The organism is Lysinibacillus sp. GbtcB16 (assembly GCF_019091145.1).
Taxonomy (GTDB): Bacteria; Bacillota; Bacilli; order Bacillales_A; family Planococcaceae; genus Lysinibacillus; species Lysinibacillus fusiformis.
In genome coordinates, this window is record NZ_JAGXJV010000006.1 from 111,819 (window position 1) to 129,921 (window position 18,103).

Here is an 18,103-nt window from a genome sequence, read left to right on the forward strand (position 1 = left end):
TAAAGTTAACCCGCCATTCAACAATGATCTATTGATTGAATGGTGGGCTTTTTAATCCTCGTCTTTTACGTCAATATCCTCTGGTATCGGGGTAGATCTCCATATTTCAATCTCCTCTTTAATACGTTCCAATTGATTAAAATACGTACTAAATTGTCCACTATTTATGAGTATCATATTTCCATCGAAAACGGAACGGATGCGTCCCTCATAAACTAGGCGTATTATTTGTTCTTCAGGCATACCTAGCTCAATTGCTGTCTCTTCAATTGTTTTGTACATACAACTCGCTCCTTTAACTGTATTCATTATAACGTCCATTTAACCGAATGCATACTGGAGTGGATGAAAGAAAAAGCAAAAATGATAATTGTTTGATTTTGGATAAATATGTATGATTAGTATTAGAAGGAAGAAGGCGGAGGGGGTCTACATGTTAAATCCGTTATTTGTATTGTTAGCAGCTATTTTATGGGGCATGACAGGAACTGCCCAAACGTTTTTAGATAATAATGTATCTCCGATTGCAGTCGCCACTATTCGTTCTGCCATTGGTGGTGGACTTCTCTTAGCAATTACAATTTTTTTGCGAAAAATTAATTTTCTACATTGGTCATGGAAATGGACGATTTTAGCTGCGGCTAGTATTGCTCTTTTTCAAGGTCTTTTCTTTTCATCAATACGTCTAACAGGTGTAGCGATTGGAACGGTTGCGACCATTGGAAGTGCACCGGTATTTTCGGGCATTATTGAATGGATTATATGGAGAAACCGACCATCAATTATTTGGGGGCTAGCTACATTGATAGCGATCATGGGTTGTGTTTTATTGTTTATCAATAATGGGGAAGAAGCTGTACAAATGGGTGGCTTTGGTTTAGCGCTCTGTGCAGGGTTATCTTTTGCCTTTTATACAAATATTAGTAAGAAATTAATGGCGCAGGAAGATGCTTTACCAGCAGTTGCTATGACGTTTTCGCTCTGTACTTTATTTTTACTACCGTTTTCACTGTCTAATGGTTTTGCGTGGTTAGAAAATATGCAAAATTTATGGACGATACTATTTATGGGAATTATGTGTACAAGCGTAGCTTATTTACTGTTCTTAAACGGTTTGCAAAAAATAAATTCATCAACAGCTGTAACGCTATCCTTAGCTGAGCCATTGACAGCCGCAATACTTGGCGTTTTTCTAGTTGGAGAACAATTAAGTGGTGTGTCCTGGCTAGGTGTAGCAATGCTATTAGGCAGCATTGTTGTGTTGACGATAGGTGGGAGGCAAGGAAGGCTTCATAATAAGCTAAAACCTTAAGAAATTCTTCATTTTTTTACTAGCTGGATTTTAAGATTTGAAAGGTACACTTATATTTGAGAGCGAGGTGTCTATCATGACGAAACTAACAGTTCTTGTTACAGACGACGATCAAGATATTCGTGATGGTATTGAAATTTATTTAAAAAATGAAGGCTATAATGTTATAAAAGCAGCAGATGGCTTAGATGCAATAGACAAGCTAGAAAATAATGAAGTACATTTAATTATTTTAGATATAATGATGCCAAATATGGATGGAATTACTGCGACATTTAAAATTAGAGCAGAGCGCAATATTCCTATTATTATGCTTAGTGCAAAGGCAGAAGATGGCGATAAAATTCATGGATTATCGGTGGGCGCGGATGATTATGTAACAAAGCCATTCCATCCATTAGAGCTATTAGCACGAGTGAAATCGCAGCTTAGACGCTATGTACAACTAGGAACGTATAGTGAAGGTGCAACAAAAGTAGAAATTGACGGGCTTATTCTTGATGAAGATGCTAAAGAAATCATTTTAGAAGGAGAACCAGTTCGACTAACTCCAATAGAATATAAAATTACGGAATTATTAATGAAAAATGCAGGGCGTGTTTTTTCGATTCGTGAAATTTATGAACGAGTTTGGAATGAGGAAGCCTACAATGCTGAAAATATTGTAGCTGTGCACATTCGAAAAATTCGTGAAAAAATTGAAGCGGACCCAAAAAACCCACGTTATCTAAAGGTGGTATGGGGCGTTGGCTATAAAATGGAAAAATAAAATAGAGAAGTATATGACTATTGCAGGATTCATTGCAGGTGTTGTTGGACTTATTTATTTTGGCGTTTATGCTTATCAAATCGTTGATTCTCGCTCCTCAGAGGTTTTACAGTTACTAGAAAGAATTTTTTAGAGGAGTGTTAGTAGTATGATAAAAAAATGGAAATTCCTACTGGTGTTAATGAGTCTCATTTGGACTATTTTCGGCATCTTTACTTTTTGGCATGTGGGCTATCAGTATATTGGTAAGTCCTTTTTCGAATCAGAAAATTTCCAACATGAAATCGATAATTTTACTTCAGAACTTGGGCCGTTAGTAATAAATTTACCGAAGGCTGAAGACTTAAAAGGGAAAATAGAGATTACGCAGTCTCAAATAGAAGAGCATCGTAATTATTATGGTACATTAGGACAGCAAATCGATAATATTAAACAACAATATGAACAGCGAATTCAGGAAGCAATGGATGCCAATGCGGGAGAATTACAATTAAAGTTAGAGACTGAACGAGATAATAAAATTAAAGACATTACGGCAAATTTTGAAAACGATGAACATGTACGAAAGAAGATTCTTGCTGGAGAAGAAGCACTCATCGATAAATATATAAAAGCAGCACAGAGTGAAGCTAAGAACTTTAAAAAGTCTTATGATTACTGGTCTTATGAGTTGACGAATACGGAAACAGGAGAAACATACCGTGCAGGTGATGTTTCAGAAAGTAGTGCCTATAAAATAAAGTATTCTGAGCGAAATCCATTGTATGTGGGGAATATTAGTAATAATGTAAGGGATATTTTTTACCGGACAGAAACTTATGTGGATGTCGATAATCTTTATGAAACAACTGAATATACAGGTGTCTTAACCATCTCTAAAAAAGCAGTTCAATCATTAGGTGTTATGCAGGATTATAATCGTTTTCACCGTAATCAATATACCTACTTCTTTATATGGCTCACTAGCATAATAACAGCAATTTTTGCTTGGAGAGGTCGTAAGGATGTACTGCAAACGGTTAGAGGAATGAAGGAAAAAGACGTTTTAAATAAGGTGAAATTTGATTTTCAAGTTGTTTTAGTGTTGATCACAGGGTTTATGTATCTTATTTCATCTCAAATTGTTTTTGAATCGATTGAATACACTTACGATTACAATTTCCAATATAATTATGTACGCTCTATACTAGATTTCGCCTTTAAATTAGGTGTGTTAATTATTATAGGAATTGCTTTCTTTATTCAATTAATTTGGCTTTATACAAGAATAGATACGTTGAAAAAGTTAGAGCAAAATGTGAAATCCAGTTATTTATGGTCACTCGGGGATTCGATTACGGATTTATTTATTAATCGCTCTATAGCGATGCACGCATTGTTCATGTTAGGGGCAGCCTTCTTTGGAGGAGGTAGCCTTGTCGCTTCTATGCTAAGAGGAGGAGCTTTCCCAGTACTTGTTCTAGGTGTATGTATGTTCGTAGGGTTTCCAACCTTGATTGTTTTCTTATCAAGAATGGGTTACTTAAACCGTATTATGAAGGATACGAAAGATATGGCCAATGGGCGACTGAATCGTGACGTGAAAGTGAAAGGGAAGTCCCCGCTCGCTAGTCATGCTGAAAATCTTAATCATTTACGAGAAGGCGTTCGAACATCTATGCATGAGCAGGCTAAAAGTGAACGATTAAAAACAGAGCTTATTACCAATGTGAGTCATGATTTACGAACTCCGTTAACTTCGATTATTACGTATACGGATCTTTTGAAAAAATCTAATCTTACAGAGGAAGAACGTCAACAATACATTCATATTCTCGATAAAAAATCAGAACGATTAAAAGTATTGATTGAAGATCTCTTTGAAGTATCGAAAATGGCTAGTGGTAATATCGAGCTTCAACGAAGTCGCGTAGATTTGACACAACTTATTCAGCAGGCAGTAGGGGAGCATAAGGAAGATTTATTACAGTCGCGTTTAGATTTACGAATGACGATGCCTCATGAGCCTATTTATGCCTATGTGGATGGTCAAAAATGGTGGAGACTCATTGATAATTTAATTGTTAATGTATTGAAATATGCGTTAGAGGGTACTCGCGTCTATGTGACGTTAAAACGAACAGTAGATGGTGATGCTGAATTAACGGTAAAAAATGTAGCAAAGTATGAAATTAATGAAGATGCTGAGGAACTATTTGAACGTTTCAAACGTGCAGATGCTTCACGTCATACGGAAGGATCTGGACTTGGATTAGCCATTGCGCAATCTATAGTAGATTTGCATGGAGCTCGCATGACAATTGATGTGGATGGCGATTTATTTAAAGTGACAGTTCGAATTTCAGCAGTATAAGGAAAAGGTGGTGGCAGCTGATTGCCACCATCTTTTTTCATTATAAGCCTAGGTTCTTGGCGATAATTACTTTCATGACTTCATTCGTGCCTGCATAGATGGACATAACAGGAATGTCTCTGTACCTTCGTGCAATCTTATATTCCTCCATATAGCCATAGCCACCATGAAGCTGCATGCATTGCGTGGCTATCTCACGGGCATTTTCAGTTATCCAGTATTTTGCCATGGATACTTTCGTTACCACATCTTTTCCTGCGAGATGCTCTTCAATCAATGATTCCAAAAATGATTTACCGAGCTCCATTTTAGTAGCCATTTCAGCTATTTTAAATTGTGTGTTTTGAAAGTCTCCAATGGACTTGCCAAATGCTTGGCGTGATTTTACATAGTCTAGTGTTAAGGCAAGCATATCCTCGGTTGCTGTTTGTGCAGCTATTGCTACAGCTAAGCGCTCTTGTTGAAGTTTTTCCATCATATAAACAAAGCCCTTACCTTCTTCACCAAGTAGGTTTTGTGCTGGCACTCGGCAATCTTCAAAAAATAGCTCAGCTGTATCTTGAGCATGCATACCGACCTTTTCCAGCTTCCGCCCTTTTGTAAAGCCTGGTGTACCTTCTTCAATGACAAGTAGACTAATACCTTGGTGTTTTTTTTCAGAGGAAGGGTTTGTTTTCACGGCGACAACCGCTAAGTTGGTATGAATTCCGTTTGTAATAAAGGTCTTTTGGCCATTTACAATATAATGGTCTCCATCACGAATAGCTGTTGTTTGAATATTTGCTAAGTCTGAACCTGTACCAGGCTCAGTCATGGCGATCGCTGTAATATAGTCGCCTGAAATACATTTTGGCAGCCACCGTGATTTTTGTTCATGTGTACCGAAGGATTCAATATAAGGTACGACAATATCATTATGAAGACCGATCCCAATCAGACTTGAACCTATACGCTCAAGCTCTTCTTGAATAATAACACCGAAACTAAAATCAAGACCTAGTCCGCCATATTGCTCTTCCACTTGAGGGCAAAGATAGCCCATATCACCAAGTCTTCGCCAAAATGTAAGCGGGATAAGATGATCGTTTTCCCATTGCGCATAATATGGCTCGGCTTCTTCTGCTAAAAACTTACGAAAGGTTTTACGAAATAACTCATGCTCTGTTGTTTCAAATTTATAACGTGTCATTTGAATTAGCACCCCTTTTTGCTCGTAAATACGTAAATCTTCTCTATCATCTATTATGTTACTGGAATATTTGTGAAAATAATAGTAGCTTTTTATTCATAAATGACGAAATTGTCATTTATGTCCAGTAAAATGTCATGTAAAACAAAAGAATGATACAAAAAAATGAGCTATGCTTACAATGTAGTGGTTAAAGCATCTAGTCCCTATTTTCTTTAGAAGATTATTCAAGTACTTCAACCCATATGACTGTTACATATAAATGATATAATCAACTAAATATATATAGGAAAGTAGAGGACGAAGATGTGCCAAAAGTAATCGGTGGTATACTTTTAATTAGTATTTATAGTGCGTTGACTTTCTATTTGGGGTGGGGAGTAAAGCAGTGGCTAGGGGCTATGAGCTGGTTCCGTTACCCCATCTTATTTTGGTTAGTACTGTACCTTGTCGCTTTCAGTATTATTATTGGAAGATTGCATGAGTCCTTACGATTCTTTTCAGTTATTGGTAATTACTGGATGTTTATTTTTGAATACGGTTTATTGCTATGTTTAGCAGCACAATTGATTATTTGGCTAACACCCTTTAACAATGTACAAATAATTGGTAGTATAGCAATTGCTGTATTATTTATGCTAAGTATTATCGGCTCTTATTTAGCCTATTCTCCAGTCGTTCGCCATTTAGAAATAACTGTTGATAAGAAGGATAGTGAACTGAAGTCATTGAGAGCTGTTGTGGCATCTGATTTTCATTTAGGTGTTTTATCGCATAAAAGGCATTTACAACGTTTTGTTGACTTATCGAATGAAGCACAGCCGGATATTGTGTTGCTAGCTGGAGATATTGTCGATGATGATCCAAAATGGTTTGTTCAAGGGGAAATGGCAGATGTCATGAAACAATTAACATCTACATATGGAACTTATGGTATATTGGGGAATCATGAATATTATGGTAAAAAGATTCCTGAATTTATAAAAGAAATGAAAAATGCCAATGTAAATATACTACTTGATGAAACAATTCGTATAGATGATGCGTTTATATTAACAGGGCAAGAGGACAGGACGAATAAAGATAGAAAGTCACTAGCAGAGTTAAAGTCTTCCGAAAGCTTACCATGGCTCGTAATGAATCATACGCCTGACGATTTGCTAACCCCTTCGAAACTGGGGGTGGACTTGCACATGTCAGGTCATACGCATAAAGGTCAATTGTGGCCAAATCAGTATATTACCGCTCGAGTGTTTGAACTGGATTATGGTTATAAGTTGAAAGACCAAATGCATACACTTGTTTCATCAGGCTATGGCTTCTGGGGTCCGCCAATGAGAATCGGTAGTAGGTCAGAGCTTTGGATAGTGGATATGAAATTTCGTTAATGGCTACAGCTGTGGGTGACTTATAGGTGAAATAGCAGTAATATATGAAAATGGAGTAATTTATAATAAGTGAGTATTTGATTAATAAAGGTAAGGTGACAAGGTGGAAATTATAGAGTTATTAAAAGCACTGATTTTAGGCTTTGTTGAAGGTATGACAGAGTTTGCCCCGGTATCTTCAACTGGCCATATGATTATTGTTGACGATATGTGGTTAAAAACAGAGGAGTTTTTAGGTAAATATCCTGCCAATACATTTAAAATTGTCGTTCAATTGGGCTCCATTTTAGCTGTTATCGTGGTGATGTGGAAGCGTATGTTAAGCCTAGTCGGCTTATACAAAATTGATGGTCAGTCTCAGTCCATTAATAGTCGTTTTAACTTATTGCATGTTATTGTCGGTATGCTACCAGCAGTTGTCTTAGGGTTTGCATTTAAGGATTTTATTGACGATCATCTATTTAAAGTAGAGCATGTTGTTTATGCACTAGTAGCAGGAGCAATTCTAATGATTGCAGCCGATAAGTTGGCACCAAGAAAACCAAAAGTAGATTCTTTAGATAAGATTTCATATGGTTTAGCTTTTAAAGTTGGGCTAGTTCAATGTTTATCTTTATGGCCAGGATTTTCACGATCAGGTGCGACCATTTCTGGTGGGGTATTATTCGGTATGAGTCACCGTGTTGCAGCCGATTTTACATTCATTATGGCTGTACCTATCATGGCAGGAGCTAGTTTAGTATCTGTTTTGAAAAACTGGGATACATTATCAATGGATTATTTCGGATTCTACGCTGTCGGATTTATTAGTTCATTTATCTTTGCGTTACTATCAATCAAGTTTTTCTTAGCACTTATTTCAAAAGTGAAATTAATGCCTTTCGCAATTTATCGTTTAGTTTTAGCAGCAGTTCTTTGCGTAATTATTTTCATGTAAACAAAAAGTCACTCTTCTTTCACAAGAAGCAGTGGCTTTTTTGCCTTAAATTTATTGGTTTTTCAATCCATCTTTCAATTAAAATGAATAAAATTAGGTATATAGTATTGGATTTGAGGCAAATGTATTGTTGTATTTAATAAATACAGACAACATTTACCCATATATTGTTCATTTGGTAGGTTAGAGATTATAATTGATACATAAAGTATCTACTTATTTGTTGTTTTTTAATAGCATGTAGGATAATAGACTTAGTTCGGTATATAATTATAATATGAGGTGGATAAAATGTTTCAAATTGTAAGTAGATCTAAGAAAAATACAATTGAAATAAGTAATGAAGCTAATATAGGCATTTTTATTAAAGATCCTGATCGTTTATTGCAATTGAATCTTGTGGAATTAAGCGTATATGATCTTCAATTAATTAATAGTTTAAAGCCATATGTGGAAAGAAATGTTGTAGAAGTTGTTGAGGCATTTTATCATGCAATTGAAAGTGTGCCAGCATTACGTGAAGTTATTCAAAGGAATAGTTCCAGTGAGCGCCTGCGTCAAACATTACGCCATCATATTATTGAAATGTTTGAGGGGAGAATAGATGAAGCTTTCCTTGAAAAGCGTAGACGTGTGGCAAAAATGCATGTGAAGATTAACTTATATCCGAAGTGGTATTTAGCAGCCTTTCAAATTCTAGAAAAATCTTTACGTAAGATAATTTTTGAACTTCGTTTATCTAAGGGGGAGGAAGAAAAATTTTGCGATGCGATCAGTAAAATATGTAATTTTGAACAGCAAATTGTTTTAGAGGAATACGATAACTATGCAAATACATTGATTGAGGAACAGCGCAATAACGTTCGAGAGCATGTAAAGGATGTAATAGGTGGGATTTCTACTCACATAGAGGCTCAATCACAAAATACATCGGATACAGTAACAGAGCTCGTTAATAGTGCCCAAAAGGTGAACGATTCATTGAAGGATAGCATTCATGAGGCAGAATCGATGCAAAAGGTTTCAAGTGAAGGCTATGCCAAGATTGTTTCTATTAATGAACAAACAGGGAAAATTCATCATAAGACATTTGAAATGGCTAATATGGTGGAGCAGCTGGACGAATCCTCTTCAAAAATCAATGCTGTGGTTGAAATGGTTAAAAGTATTTCGGGTCAAACAAACTTATTGGCATTAAACTCGGCAATTGAGGCGGCGCGTGCTGGGGAGCATGGCAAAGGGTTTGCGGTTGTTGCGAATGAAGTACGTAAACTTGCGGATCAGACGAAAAGTTCCGTTGAGCAGATTGCTGATTTAATTCAGATGTCTAATGGAATTACCACACAAGTAGTTCAAGCGATACAGGATATACAAGAGCTCGTAAATAATAGTATTGAACAGAATGCCGAGTCCTTAAAGGCATTTGATGCTATATCTACCTCCGTTGAGGATTCCATTTCAAATTTCCAAAACGTAGGGAAGCAAATATCAGATTTAGCAAATATTATTGAGACGATAGGTGAATCCTCTGATGAATTAGAGAGAGTTGCCAATCGTTTGAATACGACCATCAGAGAATTTTAAATGAGATGTAACTATGCATACAGCTTATGCATAGTTTTTTTATGCTTACAAAGTGGATAAAATGATTGATTTCACGGATAAACAAAGTCTTTAAGCTGATAAAAGGGGAAATTACAGCTTATTATAGAAGGTTGCAAACTAGAAACCTCTAGAAAATGCTTCCCTTAAGTGTTACGCTATAGGCGAATTAGGGAAATGAGTAGAGAGGTGTTTGGAACATGAAAAAGAAATTATATATTACACGTAAGTTTCCTGCACATATTGTTGAGCCATTAAAAGAGTTTTATGAAGTTTCTCAGTGGGAAGAGGAGGAGATTGTCATCCCCCGCGATAAACTACTTGCATCTGTTGCTGATTGCGAAGTGTTGTGGGTAACAATTGCAGATCAAGTGGATGAGGAATTACTTTCGCAAGCACCAAACCTAAAGCTAGTAACAAATTTAGCAGTTGGTTTTAACAATATTGATGTGAAGGCTTTACGAAAAAGAGGTATTATGGCGACAAATACGCCTGGTGTCTTAACGAATACAACGGCTGATTTAGTATTTGGCTTACTGCTTGCAACTGCTCGTAGAATTCCAGAAAGTGAGAGATATTTACGAGAGGGGAAATGGAAAAGCTGGTACCCGATGCAGCTGGTTGGTAAAGACGTATCAGGGGCGACTATTGGAATAATAGGGATGGGCCGAATTGGTCAGGCTGTTGCTAGACGAGCAAAAGGTTTTGATATGAAAATTTTATATAATAACCGAAGACGTCGTCATGAGGCGGAAGAAATGTATGGCTTTCGCTATGTATCATTAGAGGACCTCTTACAACAATCTGATTTTGTTGTAATTATGACACCCTACAATAGTGATACTGAGGGTCTCATTGGAGCACATGAATTAGCGTTAATGAAAGAGGATGCTGTCTTAATAAATGCTTCACGCGGTGGAATTATTGATGAGGCAGCTCTATACGATGTCTTGAAAAGTGGCAAGTTATGGGCAGCAGGGCTGGATGTCTTTGAACAGGAGCCTGTTGCTATGAATCATCCATTGTTGACACTCCCGAATGTAGTGGCACTGCCGCATATCGGTAGTGCGTCCTTAGAAACAAGAACAGCTATGCTTATGTTAAATGTGAAAGCATTGGCTGCTTATGGACAGGGCAAGGCTATTTCAAATCGAATTGATTAAAAGAACGGAGCATATCACTGATGGATATGCTCCTTCTATTTTATCTATTGAATAAATCGAATAAACCACCAATACCGCCTTCACCTTTTGACTGACCGCCACCGCCTTGTGAAATTGGTGCCGCTGCAAAGACACGACTTGCTAAACGGCTGAATGGTAATGATTGTACCCAAACAGTTCCTGGTCCACGTAATGTAGCGAAGAAAATCCCTTCACCGCCAAACAATGCAGTTTTTACGCCTCCAACAAGTTCAATATCGTAATCTACATTTGAAGTCATCGCAACTAAACATCCTGTATCTACACGTAAAACTTCCCCAGGCTGTAATGTTTTTTCGTGAATGGCTCCTCCTGCATGTACAAATGCCATACCATCGCCCTCAAGCTTTTGCATAATGAAGCCTTCACCACCGAAGAAGCCTACACCGATTTTTTTCTGGAATTCTACGCCTACAGAAACACCTTTAGCTGCAGCTAAAAACGCATCTTTTTGACAAATAATTTTCCCGTTTAATTGACTTAAATCCATCGGAATAATCTTACCTGGGTACGGGGAAGCGAAATAAACATGCTTCTTACCTGAGCCAACATTTGTGAATGTCGTCATGAATAAGCTTTCACCTGTTACTAAACGTTTACCAGCACCTAATAATTTGCCCATTAGTCCACTTTGTGAGCCGCCTTTTGAACCATCGCCAAAAATAGTTTCCATATGGATGGAGTCATCCATCATCATTAAAGCGCCTGCTTCCGCCACAACTGTTTCTTGTGGATCAAGCTCAACTTGCACATATTGCATGTCGTCACCAAATAACTTGTAGTCAATCTCATGATTATTCATAAAGGGATTCCTCCAAAAGTAAATTTATTGATATTCTATACGATTATAAAACACTTTGGTTTCAATAAGAAATTAAATAATTTAGAAAAAAAGGGAATTAAATAGAAAATGGCGAATATAAAAAACTAGAATGTGTATTATTTATTTTCATATAACTAAGGGTGTTATGAATATACATAACCTTAAGCGATTCCTCCTTTTGGAATATTCTCTAATAGAGGGGAAGCAGTTAAGTGAAAATAAAGCCTCTGGCAATTGTCACTGATAATCATAGTATGACAGGGTATATCACATCTTGAAAATTCGGAATATTGAAGTATTTTATTCTATTAAGATTCATAGATTTTGTACCTGAGGAATACAACTGGTAACAAAAGCTGAGGCATCATAGAGTATTTCAGGGGGTGTATGGAGTGGAGATTAAAAACTATATTGGTGGTAAATGGAGCACACATTCACATTTACAAAGTATAGCAGTGACGAACCCTGCAAATGGTGAGCAACTTGCTACCATACCACTATCTACTTCTAATGAGGTAGATGAGGCTGTAGTAGCAGCCAAACAAGCACAAAAGAGCTGGGCACTTGTGCCTGCGCCAAAGCGTGCAGAATTTTTATATGCCATCGGTCAAAAAATGAAAGAAAAAAAGGAATATTTGGCGACCGTTTTAACAAAAGAGATGGGTAAGGTAATTGAAGAAGCAAGAGGAGAAGTGCAAGAAGGAATTGATATGGCCTATTATATGGCAGGAGAGGGTCGTAGGTTGTTTGGTGAAACAACTCCGTCTGAATTGGCCAATAAGTTTGCAATGAGTGTAAGGGCACCAATTGGAGTCGTAGCACTTATTACGCCATGGAACTTCCCCGTTGCAATCGCTACATGGAAATCATTCCCTGCTATTGTGGCAGGTAATACATTCATTTGGAAACCATCTAATGAGACACCTATGATGGCTTATGAAATGGGTAAAATTTTTGAAGAAGTAGGTTTACCTAATGGAGTAGCAAATATTGTGTTTGGTACAGGACCGACTGTAGGGACTGCGCTCATTGAACACCCTGATGTTAAGGTCATTTCCTTTACTGGGTCGACGACAACAGGCAGTAAAGTAGCGGAACTTGGCGGTAAGCATTTGAAAAAGATTTCCTTAGAGATGGGTGGAAAAAATGCTGTCATTGTTATGGATGACGCAGATCTTCAACTGGCTACAGAGGGTATACTTTGGAGTGCCTTTGGTACCGCTGGTCAAAGATGTACAGCATGTAGCCGAGTAATTGTGCATAAAGATGTTAAAGAGCAATTAGAAAATCGTCTCTTAGATGAAATGCAAAAACTCACAATTGGGGATGGTCTAGACGAAGGAGTTAAAATTGGGCCGGTGATTAATAAAGCTGCAGTGGAAAAAATTAATCACTATGTACAAATAGGCAAGCAGGAAGGTGCCACGTTACTAGCTGGAGGTAGAATTTTAAATGAGCCACCATATGACAATGGGTTTTATTACGAGCCTACATTGTTTACGAACGTGAAGCCTGACATGATTATTGCCCAAGAAGAGATTTTTGGTCCTGTCGTTTCTCTAATTGAGGTAGCAAGCTTAGAGGAAGCAATTGAAGTAAATAATGGCGTGAAATTTGGCTTATCAAGCTCAATTTTCTCACAAAATGTTAATACAATTTTCCGCGCACAGCGTGAATTAGACACGGGTATTGTTTATATAAATGCCGGCACAACAGGTGCTGAAATTCATTTACCATTTGGCGGTACAAAAGGAACTGGCAATGGACATCGAGATTCAGGTGTTGCAGCCCTAGATGTATATACGGAGTGGAAGAGCATTTACGTAGACTACAGCGGTAAATTACAAAGAGCACAAATCGATACAGAGTAACAGATCAACGAAAGGGGATGTTCTTGATGAAAGTTGTTGTATTAGGTGCAGGTTTAATGGGTAAAGAGGTAGCTCGTGATTTAATAAAAAATGATAAAGTCGATCGTGTATTTTTAGGTGATATCGATGTAAAAGTGGCACAGGACTTTGTGGATACTTTAAATACAGATAGGGTAGAAGTTGTAGAGCTTCATGCAGAGCACGATGATTCGTTAATGAAGGTCATCTCAAAAGGTGATGTTGTCATCAATGCATTATTTTACTCCTTCAACGAGCGCGTTGCGAGAGCAGCTATTGAAGCGGGTGTACACTCTGTAGATTTAGGTGGCCATATAGGTGGTGTTACCGAAAATATATTAGATCTTCATGAGGAAGCAAAAGCAAAAGGTGTCACAATTATCCCTGACTTAGGTGTTGCTCCAGGTATGATCAATATTCTGGCTGGCTATGGTGCCTCTAAATTAGATGATGTTGAGTCTATTAAACTATTTGTGGGTGGCATTCCGACTGAACCAAAGCCTCCGCTTCATTATACACGTGTATTTTCTTTAGATGGTGTTTTTGATCATTATACTGAGCCTTCAAAAACGATTCAAAAGGGCAAATTACAAGAAGTTCCTTCCCTTTCAGGTGTTGAACCTATTTATTTTGATGATTTCGGTGTGCTTGAGGCATTTTATACATCTGGAGGCATCTCCACATTGTATAAAACATTCCCAAATGTCCGCACATTAGAGTATAAAACAATTCGTTATAAGGGGCATGCAGAGAAGTTTAAGCTATTAGCAGATTTAGGCTTCCTTGATTCAGCGAATAAGGTAGAGGTTGATAATCAAGAGGTGCCTGTTCGTTCTGTAGTTCGTGAGGCGCTTAAAAAGAAACTGGAGCTGGGAACAAAACCAGATGCGGTTCTATTACGTGTCATTGTTGCTGGCGAAAAAGCGCAACAGCAAGTGACATATGAATATGAAATGGTTGTGCGTAAGGATATGACTATCAATGAAACAGCGATGGCCCGTGCTACAGCTAATACTATTTCGGTTGTAGCTCAGATGATAGGTGCGGGTGTTATTAAAGAGCACGGTGTTTTCCCGCCTGAATCCGTGGTCCCTGGCGATACGTATATTGAAGAAATGGCCAAACGTGGTGTAGTAATAAAAGAGACGTCTCATAAGTCTGCTATGATTGTGAAATGGTAGGTGCTGACCATGAATTTTGACATGTCCACGGAGCATGAAATGCTACGAAAAACGGTAAGGCAATTTGTTGATGAAGAAATTATTCCCTATATTGCAAAGTGGGATGCTGAAGGGGGCTTTGATGCTAAAATTTGGTCGAGGCTTGCGGAGCTTGGGCTAATGGGCGTTTGTGTGCCAGAACAGTATGGTGGGAGTGGAATGGATTATAACTCCCTTGCTATTGTGTGCGAGGAGCTGGAGCGTGGAGATACAGCATTCCGAACAGCGGTATCCGTTCACACTGGTCTGAATAGCATGACATTAATGCAATGGGGCACTGAAGATCAAAAGCAGCGCTATCTTATTCCACAGGCAAAAGGAGTACGAATTGGTGCATTTGGTCTTACGGAGCCGGGTGCTGGCTCTGATGTGGCAGCTATGTCTACTACAGCTGTCCGTGATGGGGACCATTATGTCATCAATGGACAGAAAACATGGATTTCCTTATGTGATATAGCCGATCACTTTATCGTTTTTGCCTATACAGATAAGTCCAAGAAACATCATGGTATTAGTGCATTCATTGTTGAACGTTCAATGGCAGGCTTTACATCAAAGGCTATCAAAGGGAAATACGGGATTCGTGCAGGTAATACAGGTGAGCTCTTCTTTGAAGATTTACGTGTACCAGTAGAAAATCGTCTCGGTGCAGAGGGAGAAGGCTTTAAAATAGCCATGTCTGCCCTAGATAATGGACGTTTCACCGTAGCTGCGGGGGCTGTCGGTTTAATCCAAGCGTGTCTAGAGGCAAGTGTGAAATATTGTCATGAACGAGAAACATTTGGTAAGCCTATAGGAGAGCATCAGCTTGTCGGACAAATGATCGCTAATATGGAGGCTGGTTACCAGATGAGCCGTTTATTGGTCTATCGTGTTGGTGAGTTGAAAAATAAAGGTGTTCGTAATACTAGAGAAACATCTTTAGCGAAATGGCAGGCGTGCGATTTTGCCAATAAGGCTGCGGATGATGCAGTACAAATTCATGGTGCATATGGCTATTCAGATGAATATCCAGTAGCGCGCTATCTGCGGAATTCCAAAGCACCTGTTATTTATGAAGGTACGCGAGAAATTCATACCATTATGCAGGCAGATTATGTATTAGGCAGACGCCAAGATAAGCCATTAGCTAATAGGCTACCAAAATGGCCGTTTGAAGAATAAACGAGGGGGAAATTATTCCCTTTCGTTTTTTTGTGTAGGGGTAACCACTCCTTAAAAAAATTTCAGAATAATGTAACTTTCCATCTTTTTCTTAGTCTAATGGATAAACAAGTATATGAAGGAGAGGTAAAATTATGAAAAGTAAATGGCTGGCATTCATGTTGATAGCTGTTATAGCAATCGTGCCTGGTATTTTCACATGGGCAATGAATACAGAGGTCACTGCCAAGGCTGCTAGTGTGGGTATGGCTACCCAAAGTTGGCAGGCATCATTCTCTGTAAGCTTAAAGAAAAGTAAAATTACAGAGGACAATGTGTATGTAACGACAGAAAAAGGGAAAAAAGTACCTGCAACGATTGCATTGTTAGAAGATCAAAAAACATTAGTTGTAAAGGAACTTGTACCAGGCAGTTATCAATTACATGTAAAAAAAGAAGCCTTTGCACAGGGAGGACTTAATGTAGCTTCGCAAGTTATTCCATTTACAATTATTGAAACGTTAACAGCCGTTCAATCAGAAAAAGAATTAGAACAATATTTTAAGAATTTGTTAAAGGCTCCTAGAGGTGAAATTAGAGAGGAAGAGATGTCTCTAAGTGCAAAAAGTGAAGATAAAGCAACAGCGAATAACGAGTCTACAACTAATAATCAAGTGGAAGGTGTAGAAGAAGGCGATATTGTTGTTGTCAAAGACGGTTTTATTTTTACTGCAAAAGATCAAAGCATTACAGTTGTGAACGCTAAAGACCCGCAGCATTTAAAACAGGCTGCAAATATTAAGCTAAAAGAGTCGCAATATATTTCAAAGCTTGCGCTATATGATAATTTATTAATAGCGATTGGGGATCAATATATTGAAAAAGCAGGCACGGGAATGGTCACAGCTTCATTTTATGACATTTCCAATCCAAACAAGCCAAAGCATATACGCGATGTGGGGCAAGAAGGATATCTAAAGGATATCCGTATTGCAAAAGACACACTCTATTTAATTGGTAATATGTATCCGAACTATTGGGTATTACAACAAGAGCAAAAAGCAGATTTAAAACCAAAAACATATGATAGTTTGACAGGAGAAAAGTTCACAAGCCTACCTGTAGAAAAAATTTCGATTTTGCCTAATACAATGGATGGTACCTATAGTTTAATTACAGCTATCGATTTAAAAAATGGTGCCCAAACAACGGCTAATACAAAAGGATACTTGGGCGGCAGTAGTGGCCTTTATATGTCAGAGAATGCACTTTATTTAACGACACCAATTTATGAAGGTAATACTGCTATACCATTAGAAAAACGCGCTATGGATATGATATGGATGCCGAGAGCAGCTGACACGCAAATTTTCAAATGGAATATAGATGGAACTACATTGAATTTCTCTGGTAGTACTGAAGTAAAGGGAACTGTATTAAATCAATATTCTATGGATGAATATAAGGGCAACTTACGAATCTTTACAACAGAAGGTAATACGTGGGATGAGAAAAGTACCTCCTATAACCACCTCTTTATTTTAGATGAACATTTAAAAGCTTTAGGTACAGTGAAAGATATGGCACCTGGGGAAAAGATTTATTCTGCTCGCTTTATGGGAGATAAGGCATATGTGGTGACATTTAAAGAAGTCGATCCACTGTTTGTCATTGATGTAGCAAATCCGAAAAAACCAGCGGTCCTAGGGGAGTTAAAAATTCCGGGCTTTAGTAATTACCTGCATCCATTAGATGACACACATTTAATTGGTATCGGCTATGATACAGAACAACGCTATGATTCGTATACGAAGCGTAATTTTACGGTAACGACGAATATGAAGATGTCATTATTTGATGTATCAGACTTCAAAAATCCAAAAGAACAATCCACCGTGAAAATTGGCGGAAAGGGATCCTATTCTGAAGTTCAATACAATCCAAAAGCGCTATTCCGAAATAAGGAATACAACTACTTTGGCTTCCCAGTTGTCCAATATGAAGCGGATAAAGGAGACAATATTGTTTATAAAGGTCAGGGTGCTCAAATTTATGAAATTACTGCAGATAAAGGAATTACTCTAAAAGGGAATATTATGAATGCTACGAACGGTGAGCCATATGAAAATTGGGAGCAGGTCGTACAAAGGGTTGTTTATATAGAGGGCGCTCTTTATACAGTAGCGCGTAATGAAGTGAAGAGCTATCAGTTAAAAGACTTTAAACCTCTAGATACATTAATCATTAAATGACAAAAAAAGTCCGATGAATTCAAT

General features: G+C 37.8%; 15 protein-coding genes. 12 read left to right on the plus strand and 3 right to left on the minus strand.

The features are described from left to right. Positions 1-51: 51 nt before the first annotated feature. Entirely contained in the window at positions 52-282 is a 231-nt protein-coding gene (locus KVT27_RS18580) for a MerR family transcriptional regulator (protein WP_036122699.1), read from the minus strand. A 151-nt stretch (positions 283-433) separates the two neighbouring features. On the opposite strand from KVT27_RS18580, the gene KVT27_RS18585 reads away from it, so the two are divergent. The 4 genes from KVT27_RS18585 to KVT27_RS18600 all read left to right on the plus strand — a co-directional run bounded on the left by KVT27_RS18585 (position 434) and on the right by KVT27_RS18600 (position 4,434). Then, positions 434-1,312 (plus strand): DMT family transporter, encoded by an 879-nt coding sequence (locus tag KVT27_RS18585; RefSeq protein ID WP_036122702.1) that lies wholly within the window; start codon positions 434-436, stop codon positions 1,310-1,312. 76 nt (positions 1,313-1,388) lie between these two features. Further along, complete coding sequence (locus KVT27_RS18590) at positions 1,389-2,081, plus strand: response regulator transcription factor (protein WP_036122705.1); 693 nt, start codon at positions 1,389-1,391, stop codon at positions 2,079-2,081. Continuing rightward, positions 2,059-2,214 (plus strand): hypothetical protein, encoded by a 156-nt coding sequence (locus tag KVT27_RS18595; RefSeq protein ID WP_008176206.1) that lies wholly within the window; start codon positions 2,059-2,061, stop codon positions 2,212-2,214. The genes KVT27_RS18590 and KVT27_RS18595 overlap by 23 nt, the downstream gene beginning before the upstream one ends. A gap of 15 nt (positions 2,215-2,229) precedes the next feature. After that, positions 2,230-4,434, plus strand: a complete 2,205-nt coding sequence (locus KVT27_RS18600) for an MFS domain-containing histidine kinase (RefSeq protein ID WP_217581748.1) — start codon at positions 2,230-2,232, stop codon at positions 4,432-4,434. A 40-nt stretch (positions 4,435-4,474) separates the two neighbouring features. On the opposite strand, the gene KVT27_RS18605 is transcribed toward KVT27_RS18600, so the two are convergent. After that, entirely contained in the window at positions 4,475-5,623 is a 1,149-nt protein-coding gene (locus KVT27_RS18605) for an acyl-CoA dehydrogenase family protein (protein ID WP_036222751.1), read from the minus strand. 308 nt (positions 5,624-5,931) lie between these two features. Here KVT27_RS18605 and KVT27_RS18610 point away from each other — a divergent pair, with 308 nt between their 5' ends. The 4 genes from KVT27_RS18610 (at position 5,932) to KVT27_RS18625 (ending at position 10,713) form a co-directional block, all read left to right on the plus strand. Then, entirely contained in the window at positions 5,932-7,011 is a 1,080-nt protein-coding gene (locus KVT27_RS18610) for a metallophosphoesterase (RefSeq protein ID WP_217581749.1), read from the plus strand. A gap of 103 nt (positions 7,012-7,114) precedes the next feature. After that, the gene (locus KVT27_RS18615; protein ID WP_036122717.1) at positions 7,115-7,948 is read left to right on the plus strand and encodes an undecaprenyl-diphosphate phosphatase; all 834 of its coding nucleotides are present in this window, start codon (positions 7,115-7,117) and stop codon (positions 7,946-7,948) included. Positions 7,949-8,239: 291 nt separating this feature from the next. Then, a complete protein-coding gene (locus KVT27_RS18620; protein ID WP_036122720.1) occupies positions 8,240-9,532 on the plus strand; it encodes a globin-coupled sensor protein in 1,293 nt (430 codons plus the stop codon). A 218-nt stretch (positions 9,533-9,750) separates the two neighbouring features. Next, positions 9,751-10,713 carry a 2-hydroxyacid dehydrogenase gene (locus KVT27_RS18625; RefSeq protein WP_036145446.1) on the plus strand — a complete coding sequence of 321 codons (963 nt, stop codon included), beginning with the start codon at positions 9,751-9,753 and terminating at the stop codon, positions 10,711-10,713. Positions 10,714-10,753: 40 nt separating this feature from the next. Here the strand turns inward: KVT27_RS18625 and KVT27_RS18630 are convergent, their stop codons facing one another. Further along, positions 10,754-11,554, minus strand: coding sequence for a TIGR00266 family protein (locus KVT27_RS18630; protein WP_012292620.1), 801 nt, complete (start codon positions 11,552-11,554; stop codon positions 10,754-10,756). Between the two features lie 413 nt (positions 11,555-11,967). Here KVT27_RS18630 and KVT27_RS18635 point away from each other — a divergent pair, with 413 nt between their 5' ends. From KVT27_RS18635 to KVT27_RS18650, 4 genes are all read left to right on the plus strand, one after another. Beyond that, positions 11,968-13,446 carry an aldehyde dehydrogenase family protein gene (locus KVT27_RS18635; RefSeq protein ID WP_036122724.1) on the plus strand — a complete coding sequence of 493 codons (1,479 nt, stop codon included), beginning with the start codon at positions 11,968-11,970 and terminating at the stop codon, positions 13,444-13,446. A gap of 26 nt (positions 13,447-13,472) precedes the next feature. Beyond that, a complete protein-coding gene (locus KVT27_RS18640) occupies positions 13,473-14,645 on the plus strand; it encodes a saccharopine dehydrogenase family protein (protein WP_036122727.1) in 1,173 nt (390 codons plus the stop codon). A gap of 9 nt (positions 14,646-14,654) precedes the next feature. Further along, positions 14,655-15,848, plus strand: coding sequence for an acyl-CoA dehydrogenase family protein (locus tag KVT27_RS18645; RefSeq protein WP_036122730.1), 1,194 nt, complete (start codon positions 14,655-14,657; stop codon positions 15,846-15,848). A gap of 134 nt (positions 15,849-15,982) precedes the next feature. After that, the gene (locus KVT27_RS18650; RefSeq protein WP_217581750.1) at positions 15,983-18,079 is read left to right on the plus strand and encodes a beta-propeller domain-containing protein; all 2,097 of its coding nucleotides are present in this window, start codon (positions 15,983-15,985) and stop codon (positions 18,077-18,079) included. Positions 18,080-18,103 lie beyond the last annotated feature (24 nt).